General features: G+C 68.6%; 13 protein-coding genes, 1 pseudogene and 1 riboswitch. Of the genes and pseudogenes, 4 read left to right on the top strand and 10 right to left on the bottom strand.

Annotation, left to right across the window (positions count from 1 at the left end):
- Positions 1–2: 2 nt before the first annotated feature.
- From C5O79_RS28915 to C5O79_RS28880, 8 genes are all read right to left on the bottom strand, one after another.
- Positions 3–968, bottom strand: coding sequence for a VacJ family lipoprotein (locus tag C5O79_RS28915; RefSeq protein WP_046546273.1), 966 nt, complete (start codon positions 966–968; stop codon positions 3–5).
- Positions 969–996: 28 nt separating this feature from the next.
- On the bottom strand, positions 997–1,557 hold the full coding sequence (gene mlaD, locus C5O79_RS28910) for an outer membrane lipid asymmetry maintenance protein MlaD (protein ID WP_039366668.1): 561 nt from the start codon (positions 1,555–1,557) through the stop codon (positions 997–999).
- A 24-nt stretch (positions 1,558–1,581) separates the two neighbouring features.
- Positions 1,582–2,349 carry a lipid asymmetry maintenance ABC transporter permease subunit MlaE gene (gene mlaE / locus C5O79_RS28905; protein ID WP_039366670.1) on the bottom strand — a complete coding sequence of 256 codons (768 nt, stop codon included), beginning with the start codon at positions 2,347–2,349 and terminating at the stop codon, positions 1,582–1,584.
- Positions 2,346–3,167 carry an ABC transporter ATP-binding protein gene (locus C5O79_RS28900; RefSeq protein ID WP_006477138.1) on the bottom strand — a complete coding sequence of 274 codons (822 nt, stop codon included), beginning with the start codon at positions 3,165–3,167 and terminating at the stop codon, positions 2,346–2,348. The genes mlaE and C5O79_RS28900 overlap by 4 nt, the downstream gene beginning before the upstream one ends.
- Before the next feature lie 84 nt (positions 3,168–3,251).
- On the bottom strand, positions 3,252–4,376 hold the full coding sequence (gene thiE, locus C5O79_RS28895) for a thiamine phosphate synthase (RefSeq protein WP_122473513.1): 1,125 nt from the start codon (positions 4,374–4,376) through the stop codon (positions 3,252–3,254).
- Positions 4,373–5,188 (bottom strand): thiazole synthase, encoded by an 816-nt coding sequence (locus C5O79_RS28890; RefSeq protein ID WP_122473512.1) that lies wholly within the window; start codon positions 5,186–5,188, stop codon positions 4,373–4,375. Before C5O79_RS28890 ends, thiE begins: the two co-directional genes overlap by 4 nt.
- A gap of 38 nt (positions 5,189–5,226) precedes the next feature.
- Positions 5,227–5,424 carry a sulfur carrier protein ThiS gene (thiS, locus tag C5O79_RS28885; RefSeq protein ID WP_039366679.1) on the bottom strand — a complete coding sequence of 66 codons (198 nt, stop codon included), beginning with the start codon at positions 5,422–5,424 and terminating at the stop codon, positions 5,227–5,229.
- Positions 5,425–5,456: 32 nt separating this feature from the next.
- On the bottom strand, positions 5,457–6,593 hold the full coding sequence (locus C5O79_RS28880; protein ID WP_122473511.1) for an FAD-dependent oxidoreductase: 1,137 nt from the start codon (positions 6,591–6,593) through the stop codon (positions 5,457–5,459).
- A 225-nt stretch (positions 6,594–6,818) separates the two neighbouring features.
- Positions 6,819–6,942, bottom strand: a riboswitch (TPP riboswitch).
- A gap of 269 nt (positions 6,943–7,211) precedes the next feature.
- Between C5O79_RS28880 and C5O79_RS28870 the strand changes: the two genes are divergently transcribed.
- From C5O79_RS28870 to C5O79_RS28855, 4 genes and pseudogenes are all read left to right on the top strand, one after another.
- The gene (locus tag C5O79_RS28870) at positions 7,212–8,981 is read left to right on the top strand and encodes an ABC transporter ATP-binding protein/permease (protein ID WP_046544788.1); all 1,770 of its coding nucleotides are present in this window, start codon (positions 7,212–7,214) and stop codon (positions 8,979–8,981) included.
- Complete coding sequence (locus tag C5O79_RS28865) at positions 8,978–9,754, top strand: SDR family oxidoreductase (protein WP_122473510.1); 777 nt, start codon at positions 8,978–8,980, stop codon at positions 9,752–9,754. Before C5O79_RS28870 ends, C5O79_RS28865 begins: the two co-directional genes overlap by 4 nt.
- Before the next feature lie 234 nt (positions 9,755–9,988).
- Positions 9,989–11,251 carry an MFS transporter gene (locus tag C5O79_RS28860; RefSeq protein WP_046544786.1) on the top strand — a complete coding sequence of 421 codons (1,263 nt, stop codon included), beginning with the start codon at positions 9,989–9,991 and terminating at the stop codon, positions 11,249–11,251.
- Positions 11,252–11,264: 13 nt separating this feature from the next.
- Positions 11,265–12,596, top strand: a pseudogene (locus tag C5O79_RS28855) (D-amino acid dehydrogenase); the annotation flags it as partial.
- A gap of 100 nt (positions 12,597–12,696) precedes the next feature.
- Here the strand turns inward: C5O79_RS28855 and thpR are convergent.
- Together thpR and C5O79_RS28845 are read right to left on the bottom strand one after the other, a co-directional pair.
- Positions 12,697–13,263 carry an RNA 2',3'-cyclic phosphodiesterase gene (thpR, locus tag C5O79_RS28850; protein ID WP_047851547.1) on the bottom strand — a complete coding sequence of 189 codons (567 nt, stop codon included), beginning with the start codon at positions 13,261–13,263 and terminating at the stop codon, positions 12,697–12,699.
- Positions 13,260–14,750 (bottom strand): sodium:alanine symporter family protein, encoded by a 1,491-nt coding sequence (locus C5O79_RS28845; protein ID WP_046544783.1) that lies wholly within the window; start codon positions 14,748–14,750, stop codon positions 13,260–13,262. The genes thpR and C5O79_RS28845 overlap by 4 nt, the downstream gene beginning before the upstream one ends.
- Between the last annotated feature and the right edge of the window lie 308 nt (positions 14,751–15,058).

Here is a 15,058-nt window from a genome sequence, read left to right as displayed (position 1 = left end):
CGTCAGTGCAGCCGGATGCTCGGGAAGCGGAACCCGCCCGGCGACGGCGGTGCGACCTGCATCGCCGGCACGTTCGTTTCGCTGGCCGGGTTCGGCGATTCGGCCGTGCCCGAAGCCGGCGCGGCCACCGCCGCGCCCGATGCGCCTGCCGGCGCCGTTGCACCGCCCACCGCCGCTGCGCCCGCCGCACCGGCCGCGCCGGCTGCCGCCGGTGCCGCGCCGTCTTCCGGCAGGTCGTACTTCGGCAGCGCATCGTTGCTCGACGTCGCGGCCGCCTCGCCGCGCGCATTGCTGATCAGCATCTGGCGGCGTTGCAGGTACGCATTACGTACGAACGAATACTTGTCGAGCGCCGCGGCATCCAGCACGTCGCCCGCCCCGAGCAGGTTCGAACGCGTGTTGACGAGGTTGACGCCGAACAGGCCCCAGCTCAGGCCATCCGGCTTCACGTAGGTCAGCGGGTTGCCGACGTAGTCGACGCCCAGGCCCGCCGTGTCGCGCAGCGTGCTCGGGCCGAGCAGCGGCAGCACGAGGTACGGGCCCGACGGCATGCCGTAGCGGCCCATCGTGATCCCGAAGTCGGCCGTGTGCTTCGGCAGCTTCGCGATCGTCGCGACGTCGAACAGGCCGCCGACGCCGAACACCGTGTTGATCACGACGCGCATGATGTCGCCGACGCCGTCGGCAATCCGCAACTGCACGATGTTGTTCGCCGCGATGTAGACGTCGCCGATGTTCGAGAAGAAGTTCGTCACGCTGTCGCGCACCGGCTGCGGCACCACGTACTGGTAGCCCTTCGCGACCGGCTTCAGCGCATACGTGTCGACCGTGTCGTTGAACTTGTACATCGACCGGTTGAAGCCTTCGAGCGGATCGCCCTTGGTCGGCGTCTGCACGGTCGCGCAGCCGCTCAACGCGGCGACTGCCGCTACCGCCAGCGCGGCCTGCCTGATGCGGATCGTCTGCATGGTCATTCCCTCTTGTTCTCTCGTGTGGTTATTGGGCCGCCGAACCGGACGCGGCGGACACCGCCGACGCCGGCACCGCCACCGGTGCGGGTGCGGCCGGCGCACCGGCTGCCGGCTTCGCACCGCCCGCATCGGCGGCCTTGCTGTACAGGAACTGGCCGATCAGGTTCTCGAGCACGATCGCCGATTGCGTCATCGTGATCGTATCGCCCGACTTCAGCATTTCGGTGTCACCGCCCGGATCGAGGCCGATATATTGCTCGCCGAGCAGGCCCGACGTCAGGATCTTCGCCGACGAATCCTTCGGGAACTGATACTGGCCGTCGACATCGATCGTGACAAGTGCCTGGTACGTATTCGTGTCGAAGCCGATCGACTTCACGCGGCCGACCACGACGCCCGCGCTCTTCACGGCCGCGCGCGGCTTCAGCCCGCCGATATTGTCGAATTTCATCCTCACGGAATAGGTCGGCTGAAACGACAGCGAGCTCATGTTGCCGACCTTCAGGGCCAGGAACAGCACCGCAAGGAAGCCCACCACCACGAACAGGCCGACCCAGAAGTCGAGAGCAGTCTTTTTCATCGTCATCCCAAAATTTGGCTTGGCTGAGGCTTAGCTGAACATCAGCGCGGTCAGCAGGAAATCAAGGCCGAGTACGGCGAGCGACGCGAACACGACCGTCTTGGTCGTCGCGCGCGACACGCCCTCGGGCGTGGGCTTCGCTTCATACCCTTGAAACAGTGCAATGAAGGTCACGGCGAACCCGAACACGATGCTCTTGATCACGCCGTTGCCGACGTCGGCCCAGACTTCGACCCCGCCCTGCATCTGTGACCAGAACGCACCCGGATCGACACCGATCAGCACGACGCCGACCACGTAACCGCCGAGCACGCCGACCGCGTTGAAGATCGCCGCCAGCAGCGGCATCGCGATGATGCCGGCCCACATGCGCGGCGCGATCACGTTCTTGATCGGATCCACCGCCATCATCTCGAGCGCGGTGAGCTGCTCGCCGGCTTTCATCAGACCGATCTCGGCCGTGAGCGACGTGCCCGCGCGGCCCGCGAACAGCAGCGCGGTGACGACCGGCCCGAGCTCACGCACGAGCGACAACGCGACCAGCAGGCCGAGCGCCTGCTCGGAACCGTAGCGGTTCAGCGTGTAATAGCCCTGCAGGCCGAGCACGAAGCCGACGAACAGCCCCGACACGGCAATGATCACGAACGAATAGTTGCCGAGGAAGTGGATCTGCTTCGTGACCAGCCGCGGCCGGCGCAGCAGCGGGAAGAATTCCAGCACGAGGCGCACGAACAGCCGCGTGCCGTAGCCCGCGCGTTCGAGGCCGCCGATGACGTAACGTCCGATCGCGCTGATCATGCGCGCCCTCCGCCGAGCCCGAAATCCGCTGCGAGCGGCGGGCTCGTGTAATGAAATTTGAACGGGCCGTCCGGCGCGCCGTCGATGAATTGCCGCACGCTCGGATCGGTCGACGCGCGCAGCTCGTCGGGCGTGCCCTGTGCGAGCACGCCGCCGTTGGCCAGGAAATACACGTAGTCGGCGATCGCGAACGATTCCGGCACGTCGTGCGTGACGAGGATCGACGTCGCGCCCAGCGCCTGGTTCAGCGTGCGGATCAGGTTCGCGGTGATGCCGAGCGAGATCGGATCGAGGCCCGCGAACGGCTCGTCGTACATGATGAGCTGCGGATCGAGCGCGATCGCGCGGGCCAGCGCGATGCGGCGCGCCATCCCGCCCGATACCTCGGACGGCATCAGGTCGCGCGCGCCGCGCAGCCCGACCGCGTTGAGCTTCATCAGCACGAGGTCGCGGATCAGGTCTTCGGGCAGGTCGGTGTGCTCGCGCAGCGCGAACGCGACGTTCTCGAACACCGACATGTCGGTGAACAGCGCGCCGAACTGGAACAGCATGCCCATCTTGCGGCGCAGCGCGTACAGGCCGTCGCGCGTTTGCGCGCCGACATCGGCACCGTCGAACAGCACCTGGCCGCGGCGTGCGCGCACGAGGCCGCCGATCAGGCGCAGCACGGTCGTCTTCCCGCAACCCGACCCGCCCATGACCGCAACAACCTGCCCACGCCCGAAGCGCAGGTTCAGGTTGGACAGGACGAGGCGGTCGCCGTAGCCAAAGTCGACGTCGCGAAGTTCCAGCAGTGTCTCGGTAGGAGTGGGGCTCACGGAGCTGACAGTCCTTTTACGCAGAACGCCGAATTATAGGGCCTGCATTGGAATGATGTCGTGAAGCCGTTCCGGGCCCTGCGGTCAATGATTGTCAAATTGTCCGGGAAAACATTGCCGCAACGCACCAATGGTAGCCCGATAGTCGGTCGCGCCCGTCACCGCACTGACTACCGCGACACTGCCGACGCCCGTTGCCAGCACGGCTGGCAGCTCATCGAGCCCCACCCCGCCGATCGCGACGAGCGGCGCCCGGGCGCCCGCGAAGCGCGCATAGCGGGCGATCCGAGCGAGGCCCTGTGGCGGCGCAGCAACGGCCTTGGTCGCGGTCGCGTACACGGGGCCGAGCGCAAGGTAGCTCGGGCGCTCATGCAGCGCCCGCAATATTTCGTAATAACCGTGGCTCGAAAGTCCGAGCCGCAGGCCCGCGCGCGCGATCGCGGCCAGATCGGCCGTTTCGAGGTCTTCCTGGCCGAGATGAACGCCGTATGCACCCTCTTCTGCGGCGATCTTCCAGTGATCGTTGATGAACACGCGCGCATCGGGATAGCGGCGCCCGGCCGCCACCGAGCGGACGACTTCCCGCCGCATCACATCCGGCGTCGCGCCTTTCACACGCAGTTGCACGGTTCGCACGCCGCAATCGAGCACGCGCTCGACCCATTCGGCGTCCGGCACGACCGGATAGAGGCCGAGTTGCGCGGGGCACGGCGCGAACGCAGGTTCGGGCGCGGCCGGCAGCCCGGCAACACGCGGGAACTGTGCGGCGTCGACCGGCCACGCATCGGCGGCGCGCGTTTCATCGCCGTCGCGCCAGGCCAGCGCCAGCACCAGCGCGTCGATCGGCGCGAAGCCGCAATCGAGGAACGCCGCGAGCGCCGCGATCCAGTCGTCTCCGAGCGGATGCGCGGCGTCGAGTGCGTAGCGCGCGCCCGCCGTGTGAAGCACCGCGCCCTGCTCGGCGAATTCGATCGCGACCGCGCCGGGCGCCGCGGGCCGCGACGCAGCCGACGCGCGCGCCTGCGCGGCGCGGTCGCCTGCCGAAACGATCAGCACGTCGCCATCGGCCGGCACATCGGGCACCGCGACGCAGAGCCGCCACGGCGCAGCACCGCGCGGCCAGTCGCCGAGCCGCGCGCGAATCCGTTCGGCCGCTTCGGCCAGTTCGTCGGCCGGCGGCCAGAATGCATCGGCGAAACGCGCGCTCATGCGCCGCCTCCGTCCTGGTGCCAGAACGGCATCCCGACGACCGGCGTGCTCGCATGCGCGGTCTCGCGCGCATCCATCGGCCCGGCGAGATAGGCGGCACGGCCGGCCTCGACGCCCTGCGCAAACGCGCGCGCCATGATCTCGGGGTGCGTGGCCTGCGACACGGCGGTGTTCAGCAACACGCCGTCGAACCCCCACTCCATCACCTGGCACGCATGCGACGGCACGCCGAGCCCCGCGTCGACGATCAGCGGTACGTCAGGCAGCCGCTCGCGCAGCACACGCAGGCCGTACGGGTTCACGACGCCCTTGCCCGTGCCGATCGGCGCGCCCCACGGCATCAGCGCCTCGCAGCCGACGTCGAGCAGGCGCCGGCCGATCACCAGATCCTCGGTGCAGTACGGCAGCACCTTGAAACCGTCCTTGACCAGTTGCGCGGCCGCTTCGATCAGGCCGACCGGATCGGGCTGCAGCGTGTAGTCGTCGCCGATCAGTTCGAGCTTGATCCAGTCGGTGCCGAAGACCTCGCGCGCCATGTGCGCGGTCGTCACGGCTTCTGCGACGGTCTGGCAGCCAGCCGTGTTCGGCAGCAGCGGCACCGCGTGACGCTTGAGCAGGTCGAAGAAGCCGGCTTCGGCCGTGCCGCCCGTCATCTGGCGGCGCAGCGCGACCGTCACCATCCCGGGACGCGACGCGGCGATCGAATCGGACAGCGACTGCAGCGACGGATAGCGCGACGTGCCGAGCAGCACGCGGCTTGCGAAAGTTTCGCCGTACAGCGTCAACGCGTCGGCGGAGGTGAGGGACTTCATGTCGTTTTCCTGAAAGAGCGGGGACGAACCGGCGGCGCTCAGCCGCCCGCGACCGGGTGCACGACGTCGAGCTTGTCGCCCGCCGCGAGTGCACGCGCCGCGTGCTGCGTGCGCGCGACGAAGTCGCCGTTCAGCGCGACCGCATACGGCGGACGCGCGCCGTACGCGGCGAGTGCGTCGGCCACCGTGGCGCCGTCGGGCAACGTCAGGTTCTGTTGATTGATCTGGATATCCATGAGGCTTCGTCGAATTCGGTCGGCAGCACGCGTCAGGCCGGCTGGCGCGCGTCGTTGCGGTGATGAAGGAGCGCCGGCCAGCGCTCGGCGTCGCGCCACGCGGCGAACGCATCGGCATCGCCGAACGCGCCGCCGAGCGCGCCTTCGGCGACCGCGACCGCCGCGTGCGCGACTTCCGGCGCGATCATGAAGCCGTGCCGGTACAGGCCGTTGACGGCGAGCGTCGACGCGCCGTCCCAGATCACCGCCGGGCGATGATCGGGCAGCGTCGGCCGGCACTGCGCATTGAGCTCGAGGATGCGCGCCTCGCCGAACGCCGGATGCACGGAGAACGCCGCGCTCAGCAGTTCGAGCGCGGAGCGCACGCTGACGGGCGACATGTCCTCGCCCTCCACCTCGGTCGCGCCGATCACATAGAGATCGTCCTGCTTCGGTGCGATGTAAAGCGGGTAGCGCGGATGCAGCAGCCGCACGGGCCGGGTGAGCCCGATGCCGGGCGCGTGCACACGCGCGACTTCGCCGCGGATGCCGCGCAACGCGGGCAGCGCGGGTTTCGCGCCGAGCCCGCGGCAATCGATCGTGAAATGCGCGGCGGGCAGGTTCGCATCGTCGATCGTGACGTGCCAGTGCAGGTCGACGCCGCGCTCGGCGAGGCCGGCCGCGAGCGCACGCAGCGCCTGGCGATTGTCGAGCTGGCCTTCGTTCGGCAGCAGCAGGCCGCGCGCGAAGCGGCCCGCGAGCACGGGCTCGGCCGCGTCGACCTGCGCGCCGGCGAGCGTGACGAAACCGCGGTCGAGCAGGTCGGCCGGCGCATTCGCACGCACGCGCCGCTCGAACAGCGGCGCCTCCGCGCGATCGGCGTGATGCCAGACGACGAGCGTGCCGTGATGCTGGAAGAAGACGGGTTCGGGCAGTTCCGCGAGCCACTGCGGCCAGCGCGCAAGCGACGCGGCGCCCAGCTCGGTGATCAGCAGCTCCGCGCTCGCCGCCTCCGCGAGCGGCGCGAGCATCGCGGCCGCGATCCACGCGGCCGACTGCTCGCCGTCCGGGCCGCCGCGCTCGTAAAGCGCGACGCGATGCCCGTCGCGTGCGAGCCGCCAGGCGATCAGGCGGCCGACGAGGCCGCCGCCGAGTACCGCGAAATCGGGTCGGGAATCCCGGGCGTTCATCGCGCGCCCTCCGCACGAGCACGCACGACGAGCGTCGACGCGCACGCGCCGCCGCATGCGAACGCACGCGGCATCGGGCCGGAAACCATGCAAAAGACTGAAGATTGTGCGGTCATCATTCCTTCCGTAACGCGCAAGGCGCGTACCCAAAAGGACGAAACCGGCAGCAAAGGCCGGCCGGGCGGGACAAGGGCGCTGACCATGTGGGATGGCAGCCAGCGCGACCCGGCGGGATCAGAAACTTCCCTCGCCGGTATTACCCGGATCGGGTGCGAAGGGTCTTTCTCAGCCTCATCGCGCTGTCCGGAACATCTGCCGGCCGCGCCACGAAGCACCCCTGTTTCGTCGTCGGCCATTAGACCATAAAAGCGGAAAGCGCCGCAAACTGTCCCCCTTGCGGCAAATTCGCCGTCGTGCCGCGCCGCTCTGGCACAATGCCCGCAGGCCGGCCGCGCGAGCGGCCGGTTGCCGCGTCACCGCCGGCCTTAAGTGCCGTTTAAGTCGCGCGGGCGACCATCCGGACGCCCGCCGTCAGTCGGCGCCGCGTCCCGGCATGCCGTATCGCGGCGCGCGCCCGGCTTCGCCCGGCCCGCGCGCCGGCTACTCATCAGGAAGCACATGACCCAATCGATCGATCCCGTCCGCTCCGCCTCCGACGCGCCGCAGGACGAGCGCCCGGTATCCGCATGGAGCCTCATCAAGCCCTACTGGGTATCGTCCGAATGGAAAATCGCGTGGGGCCTGCTGGTCACGATCATCGCGATCAACCTCTGCGTGGTCTGGATCAACGTCCGGCTGAACAAATGGAACGCGGAGTTCTACAACGCGCTGCAGTCGAAGGACGTCCACGACTTCCCGAACCTGCTGATGCAATTCTCCGCGCTCGCGTTCGCCTTCATCATCCTCGCCGTGTACGGCCGCTACTTGCGGCAGATGCTCGGCTTTCGCTGGCGCCAGTGGCTCACCGACCGCTTTCTCGGCCAGTGGCTCGGCGATCGCGCGTTCTACCGGATCGAGCGTGACCGCCTCGCCGACAACCCCGACCAGCGGATCACCGACGACCTCCAGTCGTTCGCGACGACCACGCTCGCGCTGTCGCTCGACCTGCTGTCGACGGTCGTCACGCTCGTGTCGTTCATCACGATCCTGTGGTCGCTCGCCGGCGCGCTGACGATTTCGCTCGGCGCGACGCCGATCGCGATCCCCGGCTACATGGTGTGGGCGGCCGCACTGTACGCGGTGGTCGGCTCGCTGATCATCCAGAAGGTCGGCCATCCGCTCGTATCGATCAACTACCAGCAACAGCGCGTCGAGGCCGACTTCCGCTTCGGGCTGATCCGCGTGCGCGAGAACGCCGAGCAGATCGCGTTCTACGACGGCGAGAAGACCGAGACCGGCAACGCGCAAAACCTCTTCATGCGCATCCGCGACAACTGGTGGCGCGTGATGAAGTACACGAAGCGGCTCACGTTCGTGCTGAGCTTCTACGGGCAGATCGCGATCATCTTCCCGCTCGTCGTCGCCGCGCCGCGCTATTTCGCGGGCGCGTTCTCGTTCGGTGTGCTGATGCAGATCTCGTCCGCGTTCGGCACCGTCAGCGATTCATTCTCGTGGTTCATCAACAGTTACTCGACCCTCGTCGAGTGGCGCGCCACCGTCAACCGTCTGCGCGAATTCAAGCGCGTGATGCGCACGTCGCACCTGAAGGAAAGCCTGTCGCCCGCGACCGAGCACGGCGGCATCAACCTGCACTACGTCGACGATGCGAAGCTGTCGACGTCGTCGCTCAAGCTCGCGCTGCCGAACGGCAACGCGCTCGCGACCATCGGCAGCGTCACGATCGAGCCCGGCTCGCGCTGGCTCGTGATCGGCAAGTCGGGTTCCGGCAAGAGCACGTTCATGCGCGCGCTCGCGGGCCTGTGGCCGTTCGGCGACGGCGCGATCGATGCGCCGGTCGGCGCGCGGATGATGTTCGTGCCGCAAACGAGCTACCTGCCGATCGGCACGCTGAAGGCCGCGCTCACCTATCCGGCGACGGCCGACGCGTTCAGCGACGAAGCCTGCCGCGACGCACTGCGCGCTTGCCGCCTCGAGGATTACGTCGACCGCCTCGACGAGACCGCGCACTGGACCCGCGTGCTGTCGCCGGGCGAACAGCAGCGCTTGGCCGGCGCGCGCGTACTGCTGCACAAGCCCGACTTCCTGTTCCTCGACGAAGCGACCAGCGCGCTCGACGCCGACAACGAAGCGCGCCTGTACCACCTGTTCGCCGAACGGCTGCCGAAGGCCGCGATCGTCAGCATCGCGCACCGCGAATCGCTGGCCGCGTTCCACGTCGGCACGATCAACGTCGAGCGCGTGAACGACAGCGACAAGGTCGCGGCTTGAGCGCACGCGCCGCGCACATCGCACGGATTGCGCTGATCACCGGCGCGGGTTCCGGGATCGGCGCGGCGCTCGCGCGGCGGCTCGCGGCGCCTGGCATCGCGCTGGCGCTGCACGCGCGCGGCGCGGACGAAGCGGCGCGCGCCCGGCTTGCCGAGGTCGCCCACGCGTGCACGGCGGCCGGCGCGGAATGCGTCACGCTCACCGGCGATCTCGGCGAGCCGGGCGTCGCCGCGTCGCTCGTCGATGCAACCGCATCACGCTTCGGCGGGCTCGATCACCTGGTCGCCAACGCGGGCTTCGCCGCCCGGCAATCCCTTTCCGGTCTTTCCTCGGACGCGCTCGCGTCCGCCTTCGCGGCGATGCCCGGCGCGTTCTCCGCGCTCGCGGGCCGCGCGCGGCCGCTTCTCGAAGCGTCGGTGGCGCCGCGGATCGTAGCGGTCAGCTCGTTCGTCGCGCACCGCTACCGCGCCGACGCACCGTTCGCGGCCACCGCCGCGGCGAAGGCGGCGCTCGAATCGCTCGTGCGCTCCGCCGCTGCCGAATTCGCCGCGCGCGGCATCACCGTCAACGCGGTCGCGCCCGGCTTCACGCGCAAGGACCATGGGCCGAGCGCCGGCAACGCCGCCGCATGGGTGCAGGCCGAACAGGCGACACCGCTCGGCCGGATCGCCGAACCCGACGACGTCGCCGCGCTGATCGCGTTCCTGCTGTCGGACGCCGCGCGACAGATTACCGGCCAGGTCATTCATGTCGACGGTGGCCTGACGCTCTGAAGCAAGGGCGTGCGCCGTGCCGGCGCACGGGCCGTCACACCGTTGCCCGGGCCTGCGTGGCGCCCGAGCGCGACCGGATCGGGTCATCACGCTTTCCCCGAAAGCACGCCCACCGCCCGCACCGTTCATTGCGCCGCCACGCACCCGCACCCGCCTTTTTGGCACCCCGCATCGCGCCCGTAAAATAGCCGCCAGACGGCAGCGCGAGACGAGACAAAAGAGGGGGCGGCAAGCATGCAGGCATTCCAGTGGTTCAACGAACTGTCGACGCGCGAACGCAGGACGCTGTACGCCGGCTTCGGCGGCTACGCGGTCGATGCGTTCGACTTCATGATCTATTCGTTCCTGATCCCGACGCTGATCGCCACCTGGGGCATGACGAAGAGCGAGGCCGGGATGATCGCGACGAGCTCGCTGATCTCGTCGGCGCTCGGCGGCTGGGTCGCCGGCATCCTCGCCGACCGCTACGGCCGCGTGCGCGTGCTGCAGTGGACCATTGCGACCTTCGCGCTGTTCACCTGCCTGTCCGGTTTCACGCATTCGTTCTGGCAACTGCTCGCGACGCGCACGCTGCAGGGCTTCGGCTTCGGCGGCGAATGGTCGGTCGTGACGATCATGATGGCCGAGACGATTCGCTCGCCCGAGCACCGCGGGAAAGCGGTCGGCACCGTGCAGAGCAGCTGGTCGTTCGGTTGGGGCGCGGCCGCGATCCTCTACTGGGCGTTCTTCGCGCTGCTGCCCGAGCAGGTCGCGTGGCGCGCGTGCTTCTGGATCGGCATCGTGCCCGCGCTGTGGATCCTGTACATCCGCCGCAACGTCACCGATCCCGACGTTTACACGGCCACCCGCCGCGCGCGCGACGAAGGTCGCGTGTCGGGCCACTTCCTCGAGATCTTCTCGCCACCGCACCTGCGCGCGACGCTGTTCGGCAGTGCGCTGTGCACCGGAATGCTCGGCGGCTACTACGCGATCACGACGTGGCTGCCCACCTACCTGAAAACCGTCCGCCACCTGTCGGTGTTCAACACGAGCGGCTATCTCGTCGTGCTGATCGTCGGCTCGTTCGTCGGCTACGTGGTCGGTGCGATCCTGTCCGACCGGCTCGGCCGCCGCGCGTCGTTCATCCTGTTCGCGATCGGCTCGTTCTCGCTCGGCATGGCGTACACGATGTTGCCGATCACCGACACCGCGATGCTGCTGCTCGGTTTCCCGCTCGGCATCGTCGTGCAGGGGATCTTCGCGGGCGTCGGCGCGTACCTGTCGGAGCTGTATCCGGGTGCGATCCGCGGTTCGGGACAAGGCTTCTGCTACAACCTCGGGCGCGGGCTCGGTTCGTTCTTCCCGATCCTCGTCGGCTCGCTGTCGCAGTCGATGTCGCTCGTGAAGGCGATCGGCCTCGTGGCGGGCGGCGGCTACCTGCTCGTGATCGTCGCCGCGCTCGTGCTGCCGGAAACGCGCGGCAAGTCGCTCGTCGACGACCCGGCCGTCGCGTCGTGAGCGGCCTCTTCGTTCCGGAAACCGCATGCACGTGATCGTTCTCGGCGCCGGCGTGATCGGCGTCACCACCGCCTGGCACCTGCGCGAAGCAGGCTGCGACGTCACCGTGATCGAGCGCGAGTCCGATGTCGCGCAGGCGACGAGCCTCGGCAACGCGGGCGTGATCGCGCCCGGCTACGTGACGCCATGGGCCGCGCCCGGGATGCCCGGCAAGATCCTCAAGTACCTGTTCAAGCCCGCTTCGCCGCTGATTTTCCGGCCGACGCTCGACGCCGCGCAGTGGCGCTGGATCGCGCGCTGGCTGCGCGAATGCGAATTCGAGCGGTTCCGCGTGAACAAGCAGCGGATGCAACGCATCGCGTATTACAGCCGCGCGTGCCTGCATGCGTTTCGCGACAGCCATCCGTTCGACTACGGCGCAAGCCGCGGCTACCTGCAACTGCTGCGCGGCGCGTTCGACGTCGAGATGGTGCAGCCCGCGCTGAAGGTGCTGCGCGACGCCGGCATCGCGTTTCGCGAACTCGACGCGGCCGGCTGCACGGCAATCGAGCCGGGTTTGCGGTGGGCACGACAGGCGCCCGTCGGCGGCATCTACCTGCCCGACGACGAAGCCGGCGACTGCGCACGCTTCACGCGCGAACTGCGAGCGCTGTGCGAAAACAACGGCGTGACGTTTCGCTTTCGCACGGGAGTGCAGGCGCTCGACGTTGAAGCCGGCCGGGTGCGCGGCGTGCGAATCGTCGGCAACGGCGACGGCGACGAGGACGGCGGACCGCATCCGCACGCATCGAACCCCGGCGGCCGGCACCGCGACGCGCGGCTTGCGGCCGATGCGATCGTCGTCGCGCTCGGCGTCGACAGCGCCGGCCTGCTGCGGCCGCACGGCATCGACGTGCCGCTGTATCCGGTGAAGGGCTACTCGGCGACGCTCGCCGTCGTCGACGACGAAAAATCGCCGCACGCCGCGCTGATGGACGAATCGCTGAAGACGGCGATCACGCGTTTCGGCCCGACGCTGCGCGTCGCGGGTACCGCGGAACTCGGCAACCGGCACGCAGCGCTGCGCCAGCAGGCGCTCGATACGCTGATGAAGGTGCTCGACGACTGGTTCCCGCACGCGGCCGATCGGGCATCGGCACGCTTCTGGGTCGGCCGCCGGCCGATGACGCCCGACGGGCCGCCGCTGCTGGGCGCGAGCGGGATCGACGGACTCTGGCTGAACGTCGGCCACGGCTCGACGGGCTGGGCGATGTCGATGGGGTCGGGGAAGGTGGTGGCGGATCTCGTCACGGGGCGAGAACCGGAGATCGATCTGTCGGGGTTGACGCTCGCGCGCTACGGGTAGCAGGCCGAACGTCGCGCAACGTCACCGAAGCGCAGCAATCCACCCGCATGAGGCATGACAACGGTGACGGCGGGCCATCGCCAGGTCTCGCCACAACGGCTCAACCCGCCGCCTCGCCATCCGCCCGCGCAATTGGCGCCGACACGATCGGCCGATGCGACACGCCCTCATGTGACAGCCGGCTTTCGAACAGCGTGAGCGCGTCGAACCGCAGCGCGACCGGCCGCTTCACCGCACCGCCATGCGCCGGCTGCCCGACCGCATCGTGCGGCAACCGCGCGAGCGTCACATGCGGGCGGAACGGCCGCCGGTCGGCCGGCACGCCGAGCTCGCGCAGCTTCGCCGACAGCGCGGCATTCAACGCCGCACACGCCGGCTCGGCGGCCAGTTCCGCGACGATCAGCCGTGCGCGCGGCAGGCTCGGCCACCATGCGATCCGTTCGACCGGCATCAACGGCAGCGCATGCGCGGCCGCAAGCGCCGGCAGGCACGCGGCCAGTTCGTCGCAGCACACCCGCTCGATCGCCCCGACGAACGCGAGCGTCACGTGCAGTTGAGCGGGCAGCGGACGCCGCGCGCCCCGGGTAACCGGCAACGCGTGCAGCGCGTCGCGCGATGCCGCATCGGGCATCAGCGCAACGAACACGCGCAGCCGGTCGCCGTTCATGACTCGCTCGCCACCGCGCGCGGCACGCGCGTCGGATCAGTCGCGACCGGACGCTGCGGCAGCGGGCCATGCTCGCCCCATACGTCGATCGGCAACACGTTCGCGAGTTCCGGAATCGTGTTGCGCGTGAACACCGGATCAGCCACGCCTTCCGCGCGCTGGCGGCGATAGTCGCGCCATGCCGCGTGCGCGTACTTGCCGAGCGCGAGGATCGCGATCAGGTTGATGATCGCCATCAGCCCCATGCTCGTATCGGCCATCGCCCACACGAGCGGCAGTTGCCCGACGCTGCCGAACATCACCATCGCGAGCACCGCGACGCGGAACAGCGGCAGCACGCCGCGCCGCTTCGTGATGAATTCGACGTTGCCTTCCGCATACGCGTAGTTGCCGATCACCGACGAGTACGCGAAGAAGAAGATCGCGAACGCCATGTAGATGCCGCCCCAGTCGCCGACGTGGCTCGCGATCGAGCGCTGCGTGAGCGCCGCGCCTTCCATGCCGGTGCCCAGCTCGTACTGGCCCGACAGCAGGATCACGAAGGCGGTCGCGCTGCAGATCACGATCGTGTCGACGAACACGCCGAGCATCTGGATCAGCCCCTGCACGACCGGATGCCGCGTGCTGGCCGTTGCCGCCGCATTCGGCGCGCTGCCCATGCCGGCCTCGTTCGAGAACAGCCCGCGCTTCACACCCATCGCAACTGCTTGGCTAACCGCATAGCCCGTCAGGCCACCCGCCGCCTGCTCGAGACCGAACGCGCTCTTCACGATCAGCGCGATCACGCCCGGCACCAGCGCGATATGTGTCGCGACCGCATAGACCGCCAGCGCGAGGTAGCCGATCGCCATCAGCGGCACGATCACCTGGGCAACCGCCGCGATCCGGCGGATTCCGCCGAAGATGATCGGCGCGGTCAGCAGCACGAGCCCGAGACCGACGCTCGCGCGGCTCCAGCCGAACGACGTGTCGAATGCATCGGCGATCGCGTTGGCCTGCACCGCATTGAACACGAAGCCGAACGCGAGGATCAGCGACAGCGAGAACAGCACACCGAAGCCGCGCGAGCGCAGGCCCGTCTGGATGTAGTACGCGGGGCCGCCGCGATAGCTGCCGTCCGGGTGCGACACCTTGAAGATCTGCGCGAGCGTCGCCTCGACGAACGCGGACGACATCCCGACGAGCGCCGTCATCCACATCCAGAAGATCGCGCCCGGACCGCCAACCGTCAGCGCAACCGCGACGCCGGCGATGTTGCCGGTGCCCACGCGGCTCGCGAGCCCGGTCGCGAACGCCTGGAACGACGAGATGCTGCCCGGCTCACCCTTGCTGCCGACCAGCTTCACGCTGAGCAACAGCGCCTTCAGCTGGATCATCCGGAACCGCAACGTGAACCACAGGCCTACGCCGAGCAGCAGCGCGATCAGCACGTAGTTCCACAACACGCCGTTGACGGCGTCGATCAGCCCTTGCACGAGTGCTTCCATCCAGAATCCTTGTAAATAGGGTCGTCACATGTGATGGCCGCTCGCTTCACGGCCCGAGGGGCGACATGATATGACAATTTGCAAGGATCATTACAAAACGAAAGATTTGAGATGACGGGAAATTGCGGCCGGATGTGACCAGATTAGGCGACGCTTCGCGAAAATGCGGAGGTACCAGGATCGTGAAACCGCGATACCGAGAAGAGTCGTGATATGTCCGGCGCGGTGGCAGACGCACCGATACGCCGGCCGCATACGGAACGCGCAGCGCCCACGCGGCCTGTCACCGAATCGCGCGTACAAAAAAA

Origin of the sequence: Burkholderia sp. SRS-25, assembly GCF_004343765.1 — a bacterium.
GTDB classification, from domain to species: domain Bacteria; phylum Pseudomonadota; class Gammaproteobacteria; order Burkholderiales; family Burkholderiaceae; genus Burkholderia; species Burkholderia contaminans.
This window is presented reverse-complemented; position numbering and strand designations above follow the sequence as displayed.

Coding starts and splice junctions, on each gene's coding strand:
- thiS (WP_039366679.1), bottom strand. CDS start 5,424: ATGGATATCCAGATCAATCAACAGAACCTGACGTTGCCCGACGGCGCC.
- C5O79_RS28890 (WP_122473512.1), bottom strand. CDS start 5,188: ATGAAGTCCCTCACCTCCGCCGACGCGTTGACGCTGTACGGCGAAACT.
- C5O79_RS28860 (WP_046544786.1), top strand. CDS start 9,989: ATGCAGGCATTCCAGTGGTTCAACGAACTGTCGACGCGCGAACGCAGG.
- mlaE (WP_039366670.1), bottom strand. CDS start 2,349: ATGATCAGCGCGATCGGACGTTACGTCATCGGCGGCCTCGAACGCGCG.
- C5O79_RS28915 (WP_046546273.1), bottom strand. CDS start 968: ATGCAGACGATCCGCATCAGGCAGGCCGCGCTGGCGGTAGCGGCAGTC.
- C5O79_RS28880 (WP_122473511.1), bottom strand. CDS start 6,593: ATGAACGCCCGGGATTCCCGACCCGATTTCGCGGTACTCGGCGGCGGC.
- thiE (WP_122473513.1), bottom strand. CDS start 4,376: ATGAGCGCGCGTTTCGCCGATGCATTCTGGCCGCCGGCCGACGAACTG.
- thpR (WP_047851547.1), bottom strand. CDS start 13,263: ATGAACGGCGACCGGCTGCGCGTGTTCGTTGCGCTGATGCCCGATGCG.
- C5O79_RS28845 (WP_046544783.1), bottom strand. CDS start 14,750: ATGGAAGCACTCGTGCAAGGGCTGATCGACGCCGTCAACGGCGTGTTG.
- C5O79_RS28870 (WP_046544788.1), top strand. CDS start 7,212: ATGACCCAATCGATCGATCCCGTCCGCTCCGCCTCCGACGCGCCGCAG.
- mlaD (WP_039366668.1), bottom strand. CDS start 1,557: ATGACGATGAAAAAGACTGCTCTCGACTTCTGGGTCGGCCTGTTCGTG.